The 20,477-nt window shown below is 48.1% G+C and carries 18 protein-coding genes; 8 read left to right on the top strand and 10 right to left on the bottom strand.

Annotated elements, in window-relative coordinates; all coding sequences use genetic code 11:
• Window positions 1-70 precede the first annotated feature (70 nt).
• The 5 genes from EXU85_RS00920 to EXU85_RS00900 all read left to right on the top strand — a co-directional run bounded on the left by EXU85_RS00920 (window position 71) and on the right by EXU85_RS00900 (window position 5,250).
• Window positions 71-1,807 carry a hypothetical protein gene (locus tag EXU85_RS00920; protein ID WP_142770280.1) on the top strand — a complete coding sequence of 579 codons (1,737 nt, stop codon included), beginning with the start codon at window positions 71-73 and terminating at the stop codon, window positions 1,805-1,807.
• Window positions 1,808-1,958: 151 nt separating this feature from the next.
• Window positions 1,959-2,795, top strand: a complete 837-nt coding sequence (locus EXU85_RS00915; RefSeq protein WP_210422428.1) for a glycosyltransferase family 2 protein — start codon at window positions 1,959-1,961, stop codon at window positions 2,793-2,795.
• A gap of 6 nt (window positions 2,796-2,801) precedes the next feature.
• Window positions 2,802-3,569 carry a DUF268 domain-containing protein gene (locus EXU85_RS00910; protein ID WP_142770279.1) on the top strand — a complete coding sequence of 256 codons (768 nt, stop codon included), beginning with the start codon at window positions 2,802-2,804 and terminating at the stop codon, window positions 3,567-3,569.
• A gap of 3 nt (window positions 3,570-3,572) precedes the next feature.
• Entirely contained in the window at window positions 3,573-4,364 is a 792-nt protein-coding gene (locus EXU85_RS00905) for an FkbM family methyltransferase (RefSeq protein ID WP_142770278.1), read from the top strand.
• A gap of 28 nt (window positions 4,365-4,392) precedes the next feature.
• Complete coding sequence (locus EXU85_RS00900; protein ID WP_168207720.1) at window positions 4,393-5,250, top strand: alpha-1,2-fucosyltransferase; 858 nt, start codon at window positions 4,393-4,395, stop codon at window positions 5,248-5,250.
• Between the two features lie 23 nt (window positions 5,251-5,273).
• On the opposite strand, the gene EXU85_RS00895 is transcribed toward EXU85_RS00900, so the two are convergent.
• The 3 genes from EXU85_RS00895 to EXU85_RS00885 are packed head-to-tail and all read right to left on the bottom strand — an operon-like array spanning window position 5,274 to window position 8,429.
• Window positions 5,274-5,660 carry a DUF2304 domain-containing protein gene (locus EXU85_RS00895; protein ID WP_142770276.1) on the bottom strand — a complete coding sequence of 129 codons (387 nt, stop codon included), beginning with the start codon at window positions 5,658-5,660 and terminating at the stop codon, window positions 5,274-5,276.
• The gene (locus EXU85_RS00890) at window positions 5,660-6,340 is read right to left on the bottom strand and encodes a glycosyltransferase family 2 protein (RefSeq protein WP_142770275.1); all 681 of its coding nucleotides are present in this window, start codon (window positions 6,338-6,340) and stop codon (window positions 5,660-5,662) included. Before EXU85_RS00890 ends, EXU85_RS00895 begins: the two co-directional genes overlap by 1 nt.
• Window positions 6,333-8,429 (bottom strand): hypothetical protein, encoded by a 2,097-nt coding sequence (locus EXU85_RS00885; RefSeq protein ID WP_142770274.1) that lies wholly within the window; start codon window positions 8,427-8,429, stop codon window positions 6,333-6,335. The genes EXU85_RS00890 and EXU85_RS00885 overlap by 8 nt, the downstream gene beginning before the upstream one ends.
• 132 nt (window positions 8,430-8,561) lie before the next feature.
• On the opposite strand from EXU85_RS00885, the gene EXU85_RS00880 reads away from it, so the two are divergent.
• Window positions 8,562-9,587, top strand: a complete 1,026-nt coding sequence (locus tag EXU85_RS00880; protein ID WP_142770273.1) for a lysylphosphatidylglycerol synthase transmembrane domain-containing protein — start codon at window positions 8,562-8,564, stop codon at window positions 9,585-9,587.
• Window positions 9,588-9,664: 77 nt separating this feature from the next.
• Window positions 9,665-11,260, top strand: coding sequence for a M28 family peptidase (locus tag EXU85_RS00875; protein WP_142770272.1), 1,596 nt, complete (start codon window positions 9,665-9,667; stop codon window positions 11,258-11,260).
• 80 nt (window positions 11,261-11,340) lie between these two features.
• On the opposite strand, the gene EXU85_RS00870 is transcribed toward EXU85_RS00875, so the two are convergent.
• The 6 genes from EXU85_RS00870 to EXU85_RS00845 are packed head-to-tail and all read right to left on the bottom strand — an operon-like array spanning window position 11,341 to window position 17,753.
• Complete coding sequence (locus EXU85_RS00870; protein WP_142770271.1) at window positions 11,341-11,685, bottom strand: hypothetical protein; 345 nt, start codon at window positions 11,683-11,685, stop codon at window positions 11,341-11,343.
• Entirely contained in the window at window positions 11,682-13,004 is a 1,323-nt protein-coding gene (locus tag EXU85_RS00865) for an acyclic terpene utilization AtuA family protein (RefSeq protein WP_142770270.1), read from the bottom strand. Before EXU85_RS00865 ends, EXU85_RS00870 begins: the two co-directional genes overlap by 4 nt.
• Window positions 13,001-14,296, bottom strand: a complete 1,296-nt coding sequence (locus tag EXU85_RS00860; protein ID WP_142770269.1) for a CitMHS family transporter — start codon at window positions 14,294-14,296, stop codon at window positions 13,001-13,003. Before EXU85_RS00860 ends, EXU85_RS00865 begins: the two co-directional genes overlap by 4 nt.
• Window positions 14,297-14,330: 34 nt before the next feature.
• Window positions 14,331-15,944, bottom strand: a complete 1,614-nt coding sequence (locus EXU85_RS00855; RefSeq protein WP_142770268.1) for a carboxylesterase/lipase family protein — start codon at window positions 15,942-15,944, stop codon at window positions 14,331-14,333.
• Between the two features lie 52 nt (window positions 15,945-15,996).
• Window positions 15,997-16,878 carry an alpha/beta hydrolase family protein gene (locus tag EXU85_RS00850; protein WP_142770267.1) on the bottom strand — a complete coding sequence of 294 codons (882 nt, stop codon included), beginning with the start codon at window positions 16,876-16,878 and terminating at the stop codon, window positions 15,997-15,999.
• Window positions 16,879-16,883: 5 nt separating this feature from the next.
• Window positions 16,884-17,753 (bottom strand): alpha/beta hydrolase family protein, encoded by an 870-nt coding sequence (locus EXU85_RS00845; protein ID WP_142770266.1) that lies wholly within the window; start codon window positions 17,751-17,753, stop codon window positions 16,884-16,886.
• A gap of 177 nt (window positions 17,754-17,930) precedes the next feature.
• Here EXU85_RS00845 and EXU85_RS00840 point away from each other — a divergent pair, with 177 nt between their 5' ends.
• Window positions 17,931-19,193 carry a hypothetical protein gene (locus tag EXU85_RS00840; protein ID WP_142770265.1) on the top strand — a complete coding sequence of 421 codons (1,263 nt, stop codon included), beginning with the start codon at window positions 17,931-17,933 and terminating at the stop codon, window positions 19,191-19,193.
• A 15-nt stretch (window positions 19,194-19,208) separates the two neighbouring features.
• On the opposite strand, the gene pcaF is transcribed toward EXU85_RS00840, so the two are convergent.
• On the bottom strand, window positions 19,209-20,417 hold the full coding sequence (gene pcaF / locus EXU85_RS00835) for a 3-oxoadipyl-CoA thiolase (protein WP_168207719.1): 1,209 nt from the start codon (window positions 20,415-20,417) through the stop codon (window positions 19,209-19,211).
• Window positions 20,418-20,477 lie beyond the last annotated feature (60 nt).

The following is a 20,477-nucleotide window of genomic DNA, read 5'->3' as shown; positions in this document are numbered from 1 at the left end:
ATTACGACTTTTCTTCGTTTAACTACCTGTTCCCCGCCGGAAACACAAATCGATACAACGCGCAATCTACATGAACTCACACCCTGAATGGCCATCCCCTTTAGCCTCAGATTCGTCGTCACAGACGCCAAAGGCACCGGTCTTTCAATACCTCCTTCTTAGTGCACTACTAGCTATTCCGGCTGTACTTTATTACGCTACCATTTACACAAACGCCTACAACTTTCCTTACGAAGACGATTTTAATAGTGCCCTTTCCTTTATTGCCGACTACACCTCAGGAAAACTTACGACTGGCGGAAAGCTCAACCTCATCGTTTGGCAGTACAACGAGCACCGCATTGTTTTCGACCGGCTCGTTTTTCTGACCGATTACTGGCTATTTGGGCAATTAAATTTCGTGCATCTAATTCTGGTCGGGAATCTGGCGCTTCTGCTTATTGGCTATCTTTTTTTAAAAGTGGCGTTCCGTGGTTTACCACTTAATCAGAAACTTTTGTATCTGCTGCCTGTCGCCTACTCGCTTTTTTCGTTCCAATACTGGGAGTTGTCGACCTGGAGTATGGCTGCCTTGCAGAATTTATATGTGATTCCGTTCGCTCTATTCAGCATTTACAGTTTAAATCAGGCTGGTCGAAGAGCTTTTGCGTTTGCCTGTGCAGCCGCGATTCTGGCAACATTTACCAGCGGTAACGGGATGTTCACGTTTATGGTGGGTATTCCGCTACTGGCTCTTTTGAAGTCCTATCGCAAACTGGCGGTTTGGGTACTCATCGGGGGCGCAACAGTAGGGTTCTATTTTACGAATTACATCAGGCCGCCCTACCATCCGGATATTGTCGATTCCCTGTTTAATCACACAGGCCGCGCCATCAGCTACTTTTTCTCGTTAACCGGCTCGATGGTCGGTATCGGACGGGCCAAATTAGCGATGGCATTTGGCCTGCTGTTGCTGCTCGTAACGCTAGGACTGCTCGGCTATCTTTGGTATAAGAAACGGCTTACGGCCCATTTGCCCGTATTGGGTTGGTTAGTATTCCTCTATCTTACCTGTCTGTCGTTGATGGCTTCCCGGTCGGGGATGGGGGTAGAGCAGGCGTTCAGCCCGCGCTATGGTATTGTGGTCGTTATGTTATTTGCCACACAAGCCGTATTGGCTATAGAAGTCGTTACCCATCGTTACCTTCGCTTAGGCATACTCGGTGCTTATCTTGGCGTTGCAGTATCTATTTATTTGTCATCCACCAATCAGAGCAACCGGCAGCGTATTGTTGATCGAACCCAGCAACTGGAATACAGTACAGCTTTCTTTAATGACAATCGCGCGAATCTATTTTTACACTGGGGCAATCCGGGCGTAGCCGAGCCGATTTTAAACGATGCGATCAAGCGAGGTCTTTACAAGATTCCAAATCTCACCTTCCGCGATCTTAAAAGCAGCCCGCAGCCCTTCGATTCAACAAAATTGGTTGCCACGAATACGATCACCTCGGAGGTGAAGCCCTACAGCACACCAGAATTTCTGGTGTTTTATCGGTCTTGGGCGTTGGTCAATAACGGCTTGCCTAAAAACACCGTTATTCAGATCGTGGCACAATCCCCAACCGCCAGTTACGTTTTTGACACCCACAAACACGTTTGGGATGACGTGACCGACCATACGTTAAACAGACAGTATACCCATCCGGGCTTTTCCTGCGTTCTCGACAAAAAAGATCTGAAGCCGGGGCATTATATGTTATGGCTTTGCCTGACAGATGGAGCGTCAAAGGCCTATCAGCAACTGGATTTGACGCTGGATGTTTGAGAGTGGGCCAATGTCGTTCCGACCTATACGGTCCCATACTCTGGACAGAAACATATTTTGCCAGTAACCTGGCGTCTATTTTTACAGCAAAATCAGGAAGTCTCGGAGAGTTTGTGCGTATTATGGTCCGATAATTGCCTTGGCCTTTTCAATGATTACGTCAGACACACCACTTGTATCGGTTATCATGCCCGTTTACAACGGTGAGCGGCATATAACTGACGCGGTAGAAAGTATTCTAAATCAAGAGTATACAAATTTCGAACTACTGATTCTGGACAATGGATCAACTGACAAAACGCCTGCCTTACTGGCTGATTTTGCCCAGCGAGACAGTCGTATTCGCGTGTTATATGAGCCTAAACCCCTGGGTTATGGTGGTGAAGTAGCCAGCAATATAGCGGCCCGTCAGGCAAAAGGTGAATTTATTGCCAAACTTGATGCAGATGATGTAGCTATGCCCGATCGGTTGGCCAAACAGATACGTTATTTACAGGAACATCCTGACGTTTTTCTGGTTGGCAGTCAATTGACACTCATCGATGAAGTAGGCCGGGTTACGGGTACGCGTGCCTATCCTGTTACGCATGAGGAAATTTACAAGGAGTTTTACCTTCGGTTTCCGATAGCTAATCCGGCCGTGATGTACAGAAATACGCTGAGCGAGGATTTATATCAGATTCAGTTTGCTCATTTCAACGATTATTACAGTCTGTTTCGGTTGCTGCAGGCTGGGTATCGAATGCACAATCTGCCTGAAGCCCTAACCGCTTACCGGATTCACACAACGAATACAGTCTTTACCAACTTACGGGCTAAATGGCAAACGAACGTAGCTATCAAGAACCGTTTTATTGAGGAATTTGACTATTCGGCTCCTTGGCTACATCGGGTCAAAATAGCCGTAATTACGCGTGTTATCAACCTATTTCCTGAACGGATTCTTATTAAATCAATGAATAAAGCCCGCCAGCTCATTAAAGCCTAACCCATCATGATCGGACGAATCCTCAAAATAGGAACACAAATCGTTTGGGGCGGCATAAAAGCGACCCCTGCATATATAAACGACTACTTTACGCTCAAGAAACAGCTGAACGGACATCCAGACTTCCCTATCCGGGGTTATTATCCGGCTATTTTTGATCGATATGATGAAAGCGGTATCCTGATAAAACATTACTTCCTTCAGGACCTGTATGTGTCGCAGCGCATCTTCAAAAATAATCCCATCAAACATGTGGATATTGGTTCTCGTGTTGACGGGTTTGTGGGGCATGTAGCCTCGTATCGGCCAATTGAAATTATTGATATCCGTCCGCTAACCCGGCCTATTCCCAATGTTAGTTTTCGGCAGGCCGATTTAATGAATTTACCCGCCGACCTGATTCACTCGACCGATTCCATTTCGACTTTACACGCTATCGAGCACTTCGGATTAGGACGCTACGGTGATCCAATTGATGCTAATGGCCATCTAAAAGCGTTGGATAATATCCGACAGATTATCAAACCCGGTGGCACGTTCTACTTCTCAACGCCCATTGGCCCACAGGGAATCGTTTATAATGCTCACCGGGTATTTTCAGTGAGCTACCTGGTTAAGTTATTTGCCCCACATTATACCATAGATCGATTTTCATATATCGATGATAATGAGCAATTTGTAGAGAACGCTGATTTACGTTCAGACGCAGTTCAGACTAATTTTGGCTGCACGTATGGATGTGGTATTTTTGAGATGACCCGACGAGTCGATTAGCCTATGAAGAAATTTCTGCAATGGTTGTTAGCACCTGCCCGAATTGTGTTACTACAACCCGTTTACGAAAAACTGCATTTGTTTACGCTGTACGCCATGAATTATGGCGGAGGCTCCTTTACGGACGATAGCGGAGAAGAGTACGTTGTTCGCTATGTAGCCCGCAAAACGGCGGAACAGAGCGAGCCTGTTACCATTTTTGATGTGGGCGCAAATGTGGGCACCTATGCCCAAATGATCTTGAAAGGGTTTGGCAAACGAGCCACGATCCATTGTTTCGAACCGTCTCGGGCTACCTATCAAACCTTAAAAGCAAATGTCCCGGAACAAAACGTCTATAAACACAACATTGGTTTAAGCGATCAGGCGGGTGAACTAGCTTTATATACCGATGCCGAACAATCGGGGATGACATCGGTGTATGAGCGCGATTTGCAGCACATTCAGGTGTCATTTGCCCAACATGAAGTCGCAGCTTTTAGTACGGCCGACGAGTTTGCCGCCAGTCAGGGGATCAAACAGATCGATTTGTTGAAGATTGATGTAGAAGGGCATGAATTAGCCGTTTTAAAGGGAGCCAGTAAACTGATCGAGGAACAGCGCATTCGCTTTATTCAGTTTGAATTTGGAGGAACAAGTATTGATTCCCGGACCTACTTCCGGGATTTCTGGCACTTGCTCTCCCCTAATTTTACTCTCTATCGAATTGTTGGGAACGGTCTGCGCCGGATCGATGCGTATTCCGAATTCCTCGAAATATTCGTTACCGTTAATTTTCTGGCCGAACGAAAATGAGTCGGCCATTTATAGCCAGACAACAGGCATGGTAATCTCTATTCTGGCGGGAGGGCTGGGAAATCAGTTGTTCCAGTACGCATTCGGTTTCAGTTTGGCCCGCCAGCTTCATACCGAACTTCAGTTGGAACGACACTTGCTGGAAAGCCGCATGCTGGCCAAACTACGCAAGTACACGCCCCGGCAATATGAACTGGATGTTTTTGCCATATCACAAAAAGCGGCCTCTACGTACGATGTACTACGAACCCTGAGCCAAACCCTCCTGCCTGGCCACCAAGCTATTCTGTTATGTGAAACAGACCTGGATTCTCAGGAGGTTTTACTCAACCAGACAAAGGACGTATTATGCCTGGGGTATTGGCAATCAGAAAATTACTTCAAATCGGAAACAGAAGCACTGAGAAAGCAATTAGTCTTTCAGAAACACCCATCTCATGCAACATTGGCCGTTGCCAATGCTATTTTGGCCCACTCCAATGCAACGTTTGTTCATATCCGCCGAGGTGATTATGTAACGAATACCAATGCCAATCAGCATCATGGCCTTTGTGGGAAGGAATACTATCAACAAGCAATCGACTACCTGCGCGAACGGGTATCTGATGCTCATTTCTTTGTCTTTTCTGACGATATGGAGTGGGTGGAACGGGAATTAAGGGACTTATTCCGACCCGCTACGTTTGTCGACCATAACAGTGGGGCCGATAGTTGGCAGGACATGTATCTAATGAGTTTATGCCGCCACGCTATCGTTGCAAACAGTTCATTCAGTTGGTGGGGAGCCTGGCTCAATCCAGTAGCCGACCGAGTGGTTGTAGCACCGAGCCAGTGGTTTGCCAATCAGCCACAGCAGATTATTCCCCAGCAATGGCATAGTTTATAGAACCTTTCGCTATTGCATCTTGCTCAAAGCCGTTTCGCGTGTTCTTTTGCTTTGCTGTATGTGTTCGGACTATTGTGATTTTTAATAGCATTTTGCCGGATAATCTGCGTAATAATGACGTCATGTTGTAACAGTCTTCGATACAACACGGCAATCAACAGTAGAAAACCCGTAAAGAGCAGATAAAACACCAGATCGACCCCACGTCCTACCCCAAGTCGGTTCGCAATGTAATAAGGCAGCTCGGGTACCGTCACGAATAGAATACCTGTTAGTACGATTGCCACAAAGAACAAGCGATACAATAGGCGATTCCGGAAAAGTCTCAGCGACGCTACGGCTATAACCAGCAATAAAACAGACAGCAGCAGCTGAATGGGTGTGAACCCAAATTGAATCTCAGCGTTCATTAGCGAAAATATTTATTGATGAATACGTCAATCAAAATATCGATAGCACCCTGCCAGCGCTGACCTTTCACCTGTGAGTATTCCGTATAAACAATGTGTGTTGGGCACTCAACGAAGTGCAATTGCCGACGTCTGATCTGCATCAGAATTTCGGTAGCATGGGCCATCCGGTTTTCTTTCAGCTGAATTGCCCGCAGTGCCTGCCTATTCATCACCCGAAAGCCATTGTGTGCATCGGAAAGCCATAATCCAGTGAGCAATCCATTCACAATTCTGGCTACTCTCAACAGTAAACGTCTTAGGCGCGGTATCGCTAAAAAATCATCCTGCCGCATAAATCGTGACCCTAGTACTACATCGACCTTCTGATCCTTTAATACGTTAATGAATCGATCAATGTCCGCCGGATTATGTTGCCCGTCTGCATCAAAATGAACGACAATATCCGCTCCCTGCTGCAGAGCAAAGTCCATTCCAGTTTGCAAGGCAGCTCCCTGTCCCAGATTAATATCGTGACGTAGGTAATAAATGGGCAAGTCACGAACTGCATTAGCCGTATCATCCGTAGACGCATCGTCGATCAGGACAATATTGTACTGATCACCCAGTGACTTGATTGTCTGGCGAATGACTTTCCCTTCATTAAAAGAGGGGATAATAACGAAAACCTGGTCAGTCATTAGTACGGTAGATTTCAAGATTACCCATTTTCGCGACCTGCTTCATGCACCGGATTTCAACAGGCTGTGGCACCCGGTCGAAGATGATGTAGCGAACATTGAGCTTTCGGAGTTTAGGAGAACAGGGGTCAAGCGCAACCTGGTAGCCATCTTCAAACTGGTTTTGAATGACGACCGTATCCGGATGTACCGGGTCGATATAGGTATTGTAAACAGCGTGCGCGTACCGGTTGTAAGCCGAATCTCGTTTTGCTGTTGGGTCCAATACATGCATGGTTTTAAAGTCAGGCTGGTTTTTTACGCCACTCAACTGATTCGCACCTGTAGCCGTAACCAGGTACGTGATATACTGATTTCCCAATACAACCCACCGGGCTTTAGGCTCCTGCAGATGGAGTTCCCGCACTTTCAGATAGAGTGCATTTTCCGTAATGGGCGCCATCCCTTTACCTACGGGGTTGATTTTTAGATTCGGTAGTGTAAACAGCGCAACTGCCCCAACTACCGCCAATTCTTTGTACTGAAAATTAATAACGGGTAGCAGCAGGAAATTCAGTGCCATGAAAAACAGCGTTGGCAGAAACAACTGGTGCGATTTATAAATACCCTTCGCATCGTCCAGATTTAACCAGGCGGCATAAATCATAAACGCCACTATGCCCACAGAAAGTACAGCCGCTACCGATCCACTAACCTTGATTTTCCTGGCGTGGATGTAACTCATGTATAAGATAGCCAGCACAACGTTTGCGATACCAAACGGAATTTGGGTTCGGCGCGTGGGGCTAACATCGAGCAAGGTAGCTTTTGCTAAAAAGGCAGGAAAGCCAATTTCAATCCAGATAAGCAGGATCAACACGTAGCCTAAAATAATGGCAAGCAATGGGTCAATTTTTCGGGTACGTGTAAAGTAGATCACCAAACTAACCGCAATGACGGGTGTGAACGTAATGAAGTGCGACAATTCGCAGATGTTCAGCCAGCTTTGCGGGAATACCTGATCGCTCAGTAGCCAGCCCGCAAAATACTCGGAGAACCAGTTGGCAATAAACCCAGTGCCCCCAGTTTCGCTCCGCTTGCCGGGATAAACGGTATTCGACATCACGTCGATGGTCGATTTGGCATCCAGGTAATAGGCATAAAATACAAAGCCCATCACGGCAAAAGCCACCACAAACACGCCCAGCTTTAGCCATACTTTATTGAATAGTAATTCTTTATCGTAATGCCGCCATGTGTAACCTACCAATAGAAATAACAGTAAATAGCCCAACGGTACCTGATAAGGCGGGTACAAGGTTAGGGCAAACATGGAAAAGCACCAGAAGAACAGAACACCTGCAATAAGAATGGTCCGGGTCCGGGTCGAGAAAAACAGGTAGGCAGAAGCTACCAGCATCCCAAATCCGGAATAAATACTGGTAAGCAGGAAAAATGACCACCACGCTAATCCTGGTGAAAAAACCAGCCAGAAAGCGCCCAATACCGATAGCCAGAACTGGTTTCGGGTCAGGAGCATAAAGGCAAGCATGGTAGCAATCAGGCCAAAACAAAGAATAAAATTCCAGCGCCAGGCAAAGCCATGATCCACATCCAGCAAATAGAACCCCCAATAGTCGGGACGAAAGAAGGAGATGAAGTGATTAATCGGGAAATAGCCAACCAAAGCCACTTTTTCGCCACCAATAGCCGGATTTTCAAGCGGAAATCCCTGATGCGCCTGCGAGAGCATGAATGGAGCCAGAATAGCCCACTCATCCATCCGTATAGCTTTAGGCGTCCCCGAAATAATGCCTCGTTTCGCGTCAGACCCATCAGGTATTGTGGTGTTCCACATGCCTATTGATGAGTAATTGATCTTTGCCAGCGTCAGCAGCACAAAAAGTCCTATACAGATACCTAGAAACCAGTTCACACGCTTGTCGAACCGGATCAATTCAAAAGATTGCTCCGCTGGTTCTACGTCAGTTTCAATAGCTTTAGGAGAACTAACGGGTTGGTGATAATCTGCTTTAGGTTGGGGCTTTACCTGTTTAACGACCGGAGTAGGGGGAACAACGGCGGGTGAGCCTTTTCTTTTCTTCGACATGAGTTAGGTGGCTACAACAATCGACGTATGGGCTTGGACTGGTATTTGCTAATAGCTTATCAAACTTACTAATACCGTGCCAAATTTTCTAAAACTCCTGCATTGTCTTTCCCAAATAACTAATTTGGCCGAATGAATAAATCGTTTGTACGGCAAGCATTGCCCGTTCTGTTAACAATTGGGCTGCTGTGGTACGTACTAAAAGATGTTCCTCTTACTGAACTGGCAGCTCAGTTTCGCCTGGCCGATTATCGTTGGCTGGCCTTGACGGGCTTGCTCATTGGCGTGTATCATCTGGTGAAGGCCGCCCGCTGGCAACTCACCTTACAGGCTCTCGGTTACCAGCCCACCCTCTTTCGCACAACTGTAGCCCTGCTGGCCGGTTCATTGGCCAGTATGCTGGTGCCTGGTGCAGGGGAGATAACTCGCTGTGGCACCCTACAACGCACCGATGGTGTTCCGCTGGCGCAGGGTATTGGCTCGGTAGTGGCCGAGCGAGTTGTTGATATTTTTATGCTTCTGTTGATTATTGGCCTTACCGTTTTGCTGGAATTCAGGCGGGTGGGTCAATACCTCGTGGAACTGCTATCGCCCGTAGTTCATCGATTTTCACCTAATGGTCAATCGAATACGCTGTTAATCGGGTTGACAATTGGTTTTCTGACGATTGTCGTATTGCTCTACTGGCTCCTGCGAAGTCCCGCCTTCTGGCAGCATCGGCTCATTATTCGGCTGACAACCATTGCTGGAGAGATTAAACGTGGTTTCCTGAGCATTCAGCAATTGAAACGACCATGGCTGTTCATTTTTCTAACCATTTTGAGTTACGGCCTTATCTTTCTAACCACCTACACGCTCTTCTTTGCATCGCCCCGAACGGTTACCCTTCCCCCACAAGCTGCGTTAACGATCCTGACCGTCAGTTCCATTGGGGGAATTGCCGTACCAACACAAGGTGGCCTGGGAACGTATCACTTTCTGGTGAGCCGGGCTTTAGTACTGTATGGTATGACGCTCACCGAAGGCGTTATTGTAGCTACCTTTCTGCATGCTGTTCAAACCGGCTTTGCCTTATTGTTGAGCAGCCTGAGCTTTCTGATTATTCCTCTCTTGATCACAAATCGACAGAAAAAGCAGGAATCGAATTTAGTAAAGTAATTTTTCGGAAATTAGTAGTCCCGTTCTACATAGGACTTTCGCTATTTCATCTAAAATTCCCAATCAAAACCTGATTAATGACTTCTCAACAACTACTACTGGCCGCCGGGCTAATCAGCCTGCCTTTCGCCAGTATCGCTCAGGAAAAGTTTGCCAATACTATTACGGCAGCTGACCTTGAAAAACACCTCCGTGTCTTGGCTGCCGATGACATGGAAGGCCGCGAAACCGGAACCCGTGGCCAGCGCAAAGCCGCCGATTATATTGCTACTCAGTTTGCCGCCGAGGGGCTCAAACCCATCGTTAAGGAAACGGATGGCAAGCTGGGTTATTTACAGCCCTATACGCTTTACAAAAAGAATTGGGGTGATTTTTATGTGAGTGCGGGAGGAAAACGGTTTGAACCGCAGAAGGATTTCATGCCGAACGGCTTGTTGTATCTGCCTACTGAAACAAGCTATGAAACGGTATTTGTTGGCTACGGTATCAGCGACACGAACTACGACGATTATGCAGGGCGCGACGTAAAAGGCAAAGCCCTTGTGATGCTGGATGATGAGCCTAAAGCCGCTAATGGTACAAAACTGGTGAGCGGCAGCAGCGAAGCCTCCAAATGGGGCGGGCCAAACGGCTGGCGGGCAAAGAGCCTGGCAGCAAAGGATAAGGGAGCTGCTCAGGTGTTTATTGTTTCAGCGGAATCGGCCGAAGCGTTTAAACAGTTGCTCACCCAACGTAGCGCCATGCAGGCCCGGTTCAATCGATTGAGCCTGAAGCCTGGTGCTGAAAATGTAGGTTCAGCGGGTGTATTTCTGATTACAGCAGATATGGCAGCGGCCTTACTGAATACCTCCACCGCCACGCTAGGGCAAACAACCACTCAACTTGCGCAATCGACAAAGCCCGTTGCCTCATCACTAGCAGGCAACGTAGCGGTTAAAGCTGATCGGGTTGATGAAAAAACGGAGTCATCAAACGTATTGGGCTTTATTGAAGGAACCGACAAAAAAGACGAAGTGCTGGTCGTTTCCTCGCACTACGACCATATCGGTATCAGCGCCGATGGGCAGATTAATAATGGGGCTAACGACGATGGATCAGGTACGGTATCGGTACTGGAAATTGCACAGGCATTCGCCAAAGCCAAGGCGGCTGGTAAAGGACCCCGCCGATCTATTTTATTCCTGACCGTATCGGGCGAAGAAAAAGGTCTGCTAGGTTCGCAGTATTACGCGGATATGAGTCCGGTGATTCCCCTTGAGAAAACCGTCGCTGATTTAAACATCGACATGGTGGGTCGGGTTGATGATCTGCATCTGGGCAAATCGGATAACTATATCTACGTGATCGGTTCCGACAAACTTTCATCGGAACTGCACAAAATCAGTGAGGAGACGAATAAAAAGTACATCAATATGGAGCTGGATTATAAGTATAACGATCCAAAAGATTCTCAGCGAATCTACTACCGCTCCGATCATTATAACTTCGCCAAGCATCAGATTCCCATTATCTTTTATTTCAACGGTCTGCATCCCGATTATCACAAACCAACAGATGACATCGAGAAAATCGACTTCAAACTGGCCGAAAAATCAGCCCGGCTCGTCTTCTACACCGCCTGGGACATTGCCAATCGCGACCAGCGCCTAGTGGTCGATAGTAATAAGCAGTAGTGAGGAATAAAATGGACAATGAATAATGGATAATCCACTGGCTACTATCGCCCTACCAATTATTCATTATTCATTATTCATTATCCATTATCCATTGCCCCTTGTCCATTAACTTCAGTTTCTACCCACATCTCCAGCAATGCGTAACTCAGGCTTTTGCCGTGCGTATCCATGGTTAACGAGGTTGTCACACCGCCTGTTAGCGCTTGCTGGCATACGAATTGAAGAGCAGGCAGATTGGGTAGCTCGTACCGAGTTATCTCTCCCGCAACAATATCCTGTAAATGATGACTGACAGCCTCAGCAGTTACTCTAGCGCATAGCAACGGATAATCTTCGGCACTATAGGGAATGAGCGATAAGGTCAATGTATTGCCCTTATCGCCCGCCCGACTATGAGCAATATCATATAGCTTTATTCTCATGATTGGAGGACGCTGATACTGGGTGTTATTTTTGTTCGATCCATTAGTGTCGATACGATACCGACAACTTCATGAATGTATTTGCGAGCCCCGCCACCACCGGCCGGACCATTGGTGTAAAGCGCTTCGACCTCCTCGCCTACCAAAGCCGCTTGTTGTGCTGTTGAAGCTCTCCCTGCCACGCGTAGTCGAATTTCATATGGGTCTGGGTACTGCCCAAAGTTGGTTCGATGCACCGAAGTGCTGCCGATATAGTCAACTCGCAGATCGGGAAAACGATCTTGCAGGCGCTCCTGAATGATTGAACCAGCCAATTGTGCCCGACCCAACGCATTTGAACCCGCGTAGGAAATTTCGCCTTCGCCAATAAAGCCCGCTTCGTAGCCCACGCTTACTTTTAAGGTATCGGGTCGCTTCTGACCGCGACCGCCTGTGGCTTTGACTTGATCAAACCCTATTTCTTCCAAACGTACCTGCGTGAAATCAGCGACAACATCGGGCGTGATATACCGGCCTGGGTCCATGACTTCATATAACAACTGTTCTTTTGCGGTGGCAACAGTCAGTATTCCACCTGTACCGGCTACTTTACCAAAAATAGCCGTTCCATCTGGCGACACATCGGCAAACGGATGACCCAGATGCGCCATGTCGGGCACGTCTTTTCGGCCGGGATCGGCAAAATACCCCCCTGTGAGTTGGCCTGCACATTCCAGCAAATGGCCAATAACTGTCCCCTGACCAAGCTGATTCGCATCCTCCAGCGACCAGCCAAATTCGTGTACCATTGGGGTTACAAATAGCGACGGGTCGGCAACACGGCCGGTAATGATAATATCGGCATTAGTTTTCAGGGCTGGCAAAATAGCATCGGCTCCCATGTAGGCATTGGCAGAAATAAGCGTACCGGATTCATGCAGTGGTTTGCTCGTTTCCAACGCCAGTTCGTCACCCGAAAGCTGACTAAATACATCATCGCCCGTAACGGCAGCTACGGTAACGGATAGATTTAGTCGCCGGGCGATTTCAACAATTTTTTCAGCGGCAGCCAGTGGGTTGGCCGCGCCCATATTGGTAATCAGCCGAACCTTCTTTCCCAGTAAATGAGGCAACAGACTTTCTATTCGGCGCTCCAGCAGCGGGTCGTAACCTAACATTGGGTCTTGCCTCTTGCGTTTCTGAGCCAGCGCAATGGTTCGTTCAGCTAAACACTCCAGCACGAGGTAATCCAACTGGCCTTGTTGAACCAGGATGAGGGCTGGTTCGAGCCGGTCGCCAGAAAAACCAGCTCCACACCCAATACGAATTTGCTGTTTCATAGGTGAATAGAGCCTGTTAAGAGTGCCGCCAACGTCATAACTACGGTTGTGCCGAAGGCCCATTTGAGAATAAATTTCTGATGATCGCCTAAGTCAACCTCGGCCAGACCAACCAGCAAAAAGGTCGATGCCGTAAGAGGACTAACCGGAAAGCCAACTGTCATTTGACCCAACAAAGCCGCACGCCCAATTTCAAGCGGATCGATACCGAACTGAGTAGCCGTTTGACTCAAAATCGGGACTACCCCGAAATAGTAGGCGTCGGGGGTAAAGAGCAGACTGGCTGGCATACTGGTAATGGCCGTGAGCGTTGGCAACCAGGCTGCGTGTTGCTGGGGAATCAACGAAACAACCGAAGTCGCCATCGAGTCGATCATTTTAGAACCCGTCAGAATCCCCGAAAAAACGCCCGCGGCAAAGATCATGCTCGATACCATGAAAATATTATTGCCGTGACTCCGGACTACTTTTTGCTGATCGGCGAGTTTAGGATAGTTAACCAACAAGGCAACCACCGCAGCCACAATGAACAGGGCGGGTGCGGGTACCCAACCCTTCATCAACGTAGTAATGAGGCCTATAGTCAATAACGCATTGATCCAGAATAGTTTCGGGCGACGGAATTGTCGCTGTTCTTCGGTCAGGCTTTCGTGATGAACATAGCGCAACTCACTAATACCAAGCCGTTTTCGCTCCTTCAGACCAAACCAGTACGCGACAAATAGCACCCAACAGATTCCGGCGATAATAGCCGGAATATTTGGATTAAAGAGCTGGGTTGCATCGGTTTTTAGCGTCGAAATGGCTCGCGCCGAAGTTCCCGACCAGGGGACCAGGTGCATCGGGCCAACGCTCAGCGCTACAATTCCAGGAAGAATCAGGCGATTGATGCCCAATAGTTTGTAAATCGGCAGAAACGCCGACATCACGATCATGAACGTTGCCGTACCATCCCCGTCAAGGTGGACAATCATGGTCAGTATTGCCGTACCGATGATCACTTTTAGCGGATCGCCTTTTACGTAGCGGATGATGGCGGTACTAATAGGATCGAACAGCCCCGCATCGAGCATCGTCGCGAAATACAGCACGGCAAACATCAACAGGATACCCGTTGGAGCAACCTGCTTGATGCCTGCCAGAATCATCTCTCCCAGTTCTTTTGGGTTAAATCCTGCCAGGAACCCAAAAACCAGCGGCACCAGCACCAGAGCCGTAATGACCGACAAACGCTTGGTAATGATTAGGGCGAGAAAAACGCCAATGGTGGCAAAGCCAAGTAGAGAGAGCATACGTCAGATTCTCGTAAGTGAGTGAACTTACTTTCTACATCGACTTGCCAGCAGCGATCTCCAATAACTCCTTGTCGGGGTTATTCTTTACCTGATTGGTATTGTCGAAAATCATCGTAGCACCACTCTCAGCGTTGTATTGAGGCCAGGTTGGCAGCCCTTTGTGATTGGGGTTGCCGGTTCGAGCGAAGGCAATCCACGCCCGACTCATTTTGTCAGCCAGAGTGTGGGCATCTTTGCCACCACCCGTCATTTCTTCGCAGCGGGCGATGTTGTCGAATACGAACGGAATTTCCATACAGTGCATGGCTTTGTAGGCCCCATCCAACACCGGCGACTGCCACGTAAACAGATACATATACACGGGAGCAGCACCTGCAACGGCTTTCCCATTGGCCTGCCGAATGGTAAGCGGACGGAAGTTGAAGTCGAGATCAATGTAATCGGATGGCTTCATCGTTTCGGGATAAGCCTTCTTTACCGCTGCCAGATACGCGTCTGTTTTATCGCCGTATTTTTTCTGTATGTTAGCCTTGGCTCCTTCCATCGTGATATCGCGGGTAGCCGGATTGAAAGGCGTAAACTCGTTTTTCGTCGAACCAACCAGGAGCGGAATGTCTTTCGAAAGCGCCATCGCAGCCGGGTCTGTCGTTTGGTAAGGCAGGAAATTCCCATCATGAATGGGGCCCCAACCTAATCCAAAAGCGGGGCGACCTTCGGCTTTCATCCCATCCGACACTTTACGTAGGGCTTTTTTACCAGCCGCATTCAACCGTTCGTATGAAATTTTTTGGAGTGAATCGACCTGATTCGGCTGTAAGTTCAATTCTTCGAGCAGCGCAGCACTTACTTTTTTCATCACATCACTTTCCGTGAAACTGGTAATGTAGCTACCACTCTGTACGATGGCCTTATGAAAGAGCCCCTTCGCTGAAGGTGCATTCATCAGGCAGGTTACTTTACCGCCCCCACCCGACTGACCGAAGATGGTTACGTTGTTCGGATCACCACCAAACTGGTCGATGTTCTGCTTTACCCACTGCAAAGCCGACACTAGATCCATCAGACCCGCATTCGCCGAATTTTTGTACTTCTCGCCATAGCCCGACAAATCCAGAAAGCCCAGAATGTTCAGGCGATGGTTGACCGTCACGACCACCACGTCGCCCTTTTTCGTCAGGTTTTCCCCATCGTACGACGGTAGTTCAACCGACGAACCCGCGGTAAAGCCGCCACCATGCAGCCACACCATGACCGGACGTTTTTTCGCTTTGCTGATTTCGGGAGTCCAAACGTTCAGACTCAGGCAGTTTTCGTTGGTATAGCCCCAGTCATGGTGAAACGGAAATTCGATTTCGTCGTAGGTTGTTGTGGTTACGTCCATTGGACAAACGGGTCCGTAGGTCATGGAAGAGCGCACTCCTGTCCATGAATCAGGTTTCGAAGGGGCCATAAAGCGTTCAGCTTTGGCGTACGGAATGCCTTTGAAGGTAAACGTACCATTGTGAATATAGCCCCTAACACTGCCCGATTCGGTGGGCACGGTAGCGATGCCTTTGCCCGCTATGATGGGATCTTTGGCTTGCCCAACAGACAGCAGAGGCAACGCAAGGATAAGCAGGGATAACAGGATTGGTTTGATTTTCATGGAGTTTTTAGGTTGGTAATTCGGGTTATAAAATTGGGAGTTGATTTTTGCGTTAAAGAACCATCACGCCGTTCTCGGTCAGAATTTTGCTAAAAAACAGCAGTTGGTAAGGCAGGGCATTTCCCCAGTAATCCCAGGTATGGGCTCCGGGCCGCTCGGTATAGTCGTGGGGTGTTTTGTTTTCCATCAACTGACGGTGTAACTCGCGATTGCCGTTGATCAGAAAATCATCCACCCCGATGTCGAAAATCAAAGGCAGGTTATTCTTCTTGAGCTGATCGGCCAGCGTGACCATTGTATAGCCCGGATAAGGCGTGTCGCCTTCTTTGGGTGGCCCCAATAGCTTGGCAAAGTTTTCAGACCGGGATTTGGCAAAATCGGCGGGCACTTTCCAGCTGGCGGTGTTAATATTCATAACGCCACTCATACTGCCCGCGGCTGCATACAGGTCTGGATGACGACTTGAGATAAACATAGCCCCGTGCCCCCCCATCGACAAACCCGCAATGATTCGGCCCTTGCGATCCCGAACCGTGCGGTATGCATTGTCAATTTTCTCGATTAACTCCTTGGAAATAAACGTTTCAAACTGGCTGCTTTTAACGAGTGGACTATCGAAGTAATAGCTGGTCGGGTCGCCGTCGGGTGTTACGATGATGATGTTATACTGGTCGGCCAGTCGGTGCAGTAGTGTTTTGTCGGGTGTTTTGGTGAGCCAGTCGCGGAAACTGCCGGTTCCGCCATGGAGCAGATACAATACCGGAAATGGTTGCTTCGCTTTTTTGTAACGTGCGGGTAGAACCACAGCCGCCCGAAGCGTCCGATTCATACTGGCACTCGTTATATCCAGCGTATCTACTTTGGCGGCAAACAAGGGGAATGTTAGCAGGCAACCTATAAAAAAGAGCAGGATTTGGGTCGATAGTCTACGCATTGGCTTTATTGAACAGCGGTTCCGTTCGCTTTCAGAACTTGGTTGAAGAACAAGACATGGTTCGGCAATGAGTTTTGCCAGTAATCCCAGCTGTGCCCGCCAGGACGTTCGCTGTAATCGTGGGGTGTTTGATTGAACACCAGCCGACGGTGAAGTTCCCGGTTGGGTTCAATCAGAAAGTCATCGACGCCACAGTCAAAAATCAGCTTCAATCCATTGGCCTTCATGTTATCAGCCATATTAATCACCGAATAAGGCGCGTAGCTATCGGGCGAAAATGGCCCTAAAATCTTCTCAAATTCGCTTTTAATGCCTTTCTCCATCTCAGGCGTTAGTTTCCAGCTAGTCATATCCAGATTAAGCGCGCCACTCATACTGCCTGCCGCGCCATACAGATCAGGATGACGCGTGGCCAGGTATAAGGCTCCATAGCCACCCATCGAGAGACCCGTAATGACCCGCCCTTTATTCGTTCGAACCGTACGGTAGGTCTTATCGATTTTGTCAATGACTTCTTTCGTCAGGTAGGTTTCAAACTGGCTATCCTTAATGACAGGGCTATCCAGATAATAGCTAAAGATTTCGCCTTCTGGCATGACAATGAGTAAATTATACTGATCGGCTAACCGCTGCAACAGGGTTTTATCGGGCAGTTTCGTTGCCCAGTCGTTGAAATGGCCAAAGCCGCCGTGCAATAGATACAATACAGGGTAATTCGCCTTCCCTTTAGTATATGATTCGGGGATTACGACTGCCGCCCGAAAATTCTTTTTCATAACGGCACTGGGCACATCGAGCGAATCTACTTTGGCGCTAAAGGCTAACACAGATATGAGTTGCAGACTAATACAAACAAGTAAACGAACAACAGGCATAGTATTGGATCGGCTAATAAGACCAAAGGTATACACACAAATCTTACTTATATCCTACTACGTCAATCATTCATTATATATAAATTCTTCCCAGCAGTTTATAAATGAAGCCCTATCTTTATAAAATTTTATTAAGCTTAATAAACTTTTATAAATAGCTCATAACAAGCAGCTTGCATGAAACTTAAGACGGGTAAGGAGGAGATTTCGTACTTACTTGAAAAAGTAATGGAAAAGTACCAGCTCGCTACGGGCCAACGAATCGTACGGAACACAAATCCAAAAAACTACGAAGAAGTGGCTAAAATGCTCAGCAACATTAGTAATGAGTTGCCACACACGGCCCAACAACTGGATCATGACTTGTATCCGCCAGATCCAAACCCTAAGCAGTTAGACTACCCTCACCGAAAGTATGATATTACCGGGGTTCAAATTAAAGATGCCTACAATCGGTTAGTGGCTCATCCACGTTCGTTTCTGACCGATGCCTGTTACATCTATCTGTACGGTATTGGTCGCAAAGGATTTGAGCAACATCCACAAGATACCCATCTCATTGAAGGAGCCGATACCAACGCATCAATAAGCTTACTGAAAGAAGAACAGGAAGCTCTTCGACAACAATTAGCAACCTGCCAGCAGGAACTTAATGAGAAGGCTAACCAGTTAAAAACGTCTCTCCAAAAACAGACGAGAGCCTGGCTTATCAGTGTAATCGGCTTGCTTGTTATTCTCGTATTTGTTGGTTTTCAGTGGTTTACCGAACGAGCAGCGTGGGACACCATCCGAAAAGACCTGACGATTCTCCCTTACCAACCAACACAGGAAGAGATTGATAGTCTGTCGGGTATTTGGTTATACTATACGGGGGCTCCTCAGGCGAGGGGGAATGATCCTAATCGCTACCATCAGGTGGCCAATAATCTGGTGGAGATAACCTACAAAGACGGCTATTTTACCTTCTATCGACACGGTGCCAACATTGATCATATCGGCTATATTCAATTTGAAGCCCCATCGCTTGTCTCTATTTATTCCCGGGTAAAAAACGCTTCGGGAAACGTTGAATCCCCCATCCATGCCTTATTGCGATTGGACAAAGGCAAAGGCTATCTGACCAGTATAGCCACCACCTGGAGCTTTGATACGGGCGAAGGCAACGACATGATTGGTATCCGAAATGTGTTTATCAAGCAGGGAAAAGGCGGTTCACTCGAAGAGGTTATCAATACGCGTGAAAACGCCAATTGCCATTGTAAGATCATGAAATGGACGAAATCGGCGAATCAGACCAAACTATTTCAATTGAAGTACAAACTTCTGGATACGCTTGCTGATAAGTCCTTGAAAAATCTGATTGATGAAAACAGTATCCTACTGCGAGAACCACAGGAGGGTCTTATTCTCACGCCAGCCCTGGTAAATAAGAAGGAATAATTCGTACCGAATGGCTTACACTCGTTCAATAATTACCGCATAGCCCATACCCACGCCTACACACATGGTGGCCAACCCGTAGCGCTTGTTTTGTTTTGTCAGTTCCAGCGCAGCCGTTTGGACTAGTCTCGTACCCGACATACCCAGTGGGTGCCCCAGCGCAATAGCTCCGCCATTTGGGTTGATACGTGGGTCGTTGTCGGCCAGACCCAGGGCGCGCGTGCAGGCCAGTGACTGAGCGGCAAAGGCTTCGTTAAGTTCAATCACGTCGATGTCATTCAGGCTAAGACCAGCTTTTTGGAGCGCTTTTTTTGTGGCCGGAACTGGGCCAATACCCATAACACGTGGCTCAACACCCACAACCGCCGAGACTACGATTCGCGCTTTGGGGGTAAGGCCGTACTGGTTTACAGCCACTTCGGACGCAATGAACATAGCGGCAGCTCCGTCGTTTAAGCCAGCGGCATTACCAGCCGTCACGGTTCCACCTTCTTTTTTGAAAGCGGGTTTCAGTTTCGCCAGAACGTCCAGGCTGGTTTGTGGTTTTACAAATTCATCGGTATTGAAAATGGTCACAGGACCTTTCTTTGCCAGAAGTTCAACCCCCATGATTTCTTCGGCCAACCGCCCTGACTGCTGGGCTCGGGCGGCTTTTTGCTGGGAATTATAGGCAAATAAATCCTGATCGTCCCGGCTGATAGCATAGAGCTCAGCCAGGTTTTCGGCGGTTATACCCATTGCATCCGTACCATATAGAGCGTGCATTTTGGGATTAACAAACCGCCAGCCAAAGCTGGAGTCGAACATTTGGGCATCATTGCCGAACGGCTTCGACGTTTTGGAGATTACCCACGGGCCACGGGTCATGTGTTCCATTCCTCCAGCAATAAATAGATCCCCATCGCCAGCTTTGATGGCCCGGTTGGCGTGGATAACCGCCGACATACCTGATGAGCACAGCCGGTTAACCGTCTCGCCAGGAACCGAATAAGGCAATCCAGCCAGCAGCAAGGCCATACGGGCTACATTACGGTTATCTTCCCCCGCCTGATTATGGCAACCCAGAATTACATCGTCGATGGCATCGGGCGGAATAGTTGGGTTACGACTAAGCAGTTCTTTTATCGGCAAGGCCGCCAAATCGTCGGCTCGGATGGACGATAGACTTCCTCCGAAACTGCCAATGGGCGTACGGATGGCGTCGATGATGAATGAGTCAATCATAAATTAATGAGTGAAAGAGTTAATGAGTGAAATCGGACCGCCGAAGCGGAGCGGGGGAGA

This window comes from Spirosoma sp. KCTC 42546 (assembly GCF_006965485.1).
Classification (GTDB): domain Bacteria; phylum Bacteroidota; class Bacteroidia; order Cytophagales; family Spirosomataceae; genus Spirosoma.
The sequence above is the reverse complement of the archived record's forward strand: the minus strand, read 5'-3'. Positions and strand labels throughout refer to the sequence as shown.

Coding starts and splice junctions, on each gene's coding strand:
- EXU85_RS00920 (WP_142770280.1), top strand. CDS start 71: ATGAACTCACACCCTGAATGGCCATCCCCTTTAGCCTCAGATTCGTCG.
- EXU85_RS00915 (WP_210422428.1), top strand. CDS start 1,959: ATGATTACGTCAGACACACCACTTGTATCGGTTATCATGCCCGTTTAC.
- EXU85_RS00910 (WP_142770279.1), top strand. CDS start 2,802: ATGATCGGACGAATCCTCAAAATAGGAACACAAATCGTTTGGGGCGGC.
- EXU85_RS00905 (WP_142770278.1), top strand. CDS start 3,573: ATGAAGAAATTTCTGCAATGGTTGTTAGCACCTGCCCGAATTGTGTTA.
- EXU85_RS00900 (WP_168207720.1), top strand. CDS start 4,393: ATGGTAATCTCTATTCTGGCGGGAGGGCTGGGAAATCAGTTGTTCCAG.
- EXU85_RS00895 (WP_142770276.1), bottom strand. CDS start 5,660: ATGAACGCTGAGATTCAATTTGGGTTCACACCCATTCAGCTGCTGCTG.
- EXU85_RS00890 (WP_142770275.1), bottom strand. CDS start 6,340: ATGACTGACCAGGTTTTCGTTATTATCCCCTCTTTTAATGAAGGGAAA.
- EXU85_RS00885 (WP_142770274.1), bottom strand. CDS start 8,429: ATGTCGAAGAAAAGAAAAGGCTCACCCGCCGTTGTTCCCCCTACTCCG.
- EXU85_RS00880 (WP_142770273.1), top strand. CDS start 8,562: ATGAATAAATCGTTTGTACGGCAAGCATTGCCCGTTCTGTTAACAATT.
- EXU85_RS00875 (WP_142770272.1), top strand. CDS start 9,665: ATGACTTCTCAACAACTACTACTGGCCGCCGGGCTAATCAGCCTGCCT.
- EXU85_RS00870 (WP_142770271.1), bottom strand. CDS start 11,685: ATGAGAATAAAGCTATATGATATTGCTCATAGTCGGGCGGGCGATAAG.
- EXU85_RS00865 (WP_142770270.1), bottom strand. CDS start 13,004: ATGAAACAGCAAATTCGTATTGGGTGTGGAGCTGGTTTTTCTGGCGAC.
- EXU85_RS00860 (WP_142770269.1), bottom strand. CDS start 14,296: ATGCTCTCTCTACTTGGCTTTGCCACCATTGGCGTTTTTCTCGCCCTA.
- EXU85_RS00855 (WP_142770268.1), bottom strand. CDS start 15,944: ATGAAAATCAAACCAATCCTGTTATCCCTGCTTATCCTTGCGTTGCCT.
- EXU85_RS00850 (WP_142770267.1), bottom strand. CDS start 16,878: ATGCGTAGACTATCGACCCAAATCCTGCTCTTTTTTATAGGTTGCCTG.
- EXU85_RS00845 (WP_142770266.1), bottom strand. CDS start 17,753: ATGCCTGTTGTTCGTTTACTTGTTTGTATTAGTCTGCAACTCATATCT.
- EXU85_RS00840 (WP_142770265.1), top strand. CDS start 17,931: ATGAAACTTAAGACGGGTAAGGAGGAGATTTCGTACTTACTTGAAAAA.
- pcaF (WP_168207719.1), bottom strand. CDS start 20,417: ATGATTGACTCATTCATCATCGACGCCATCCGTACGCCCATTGGCAGT.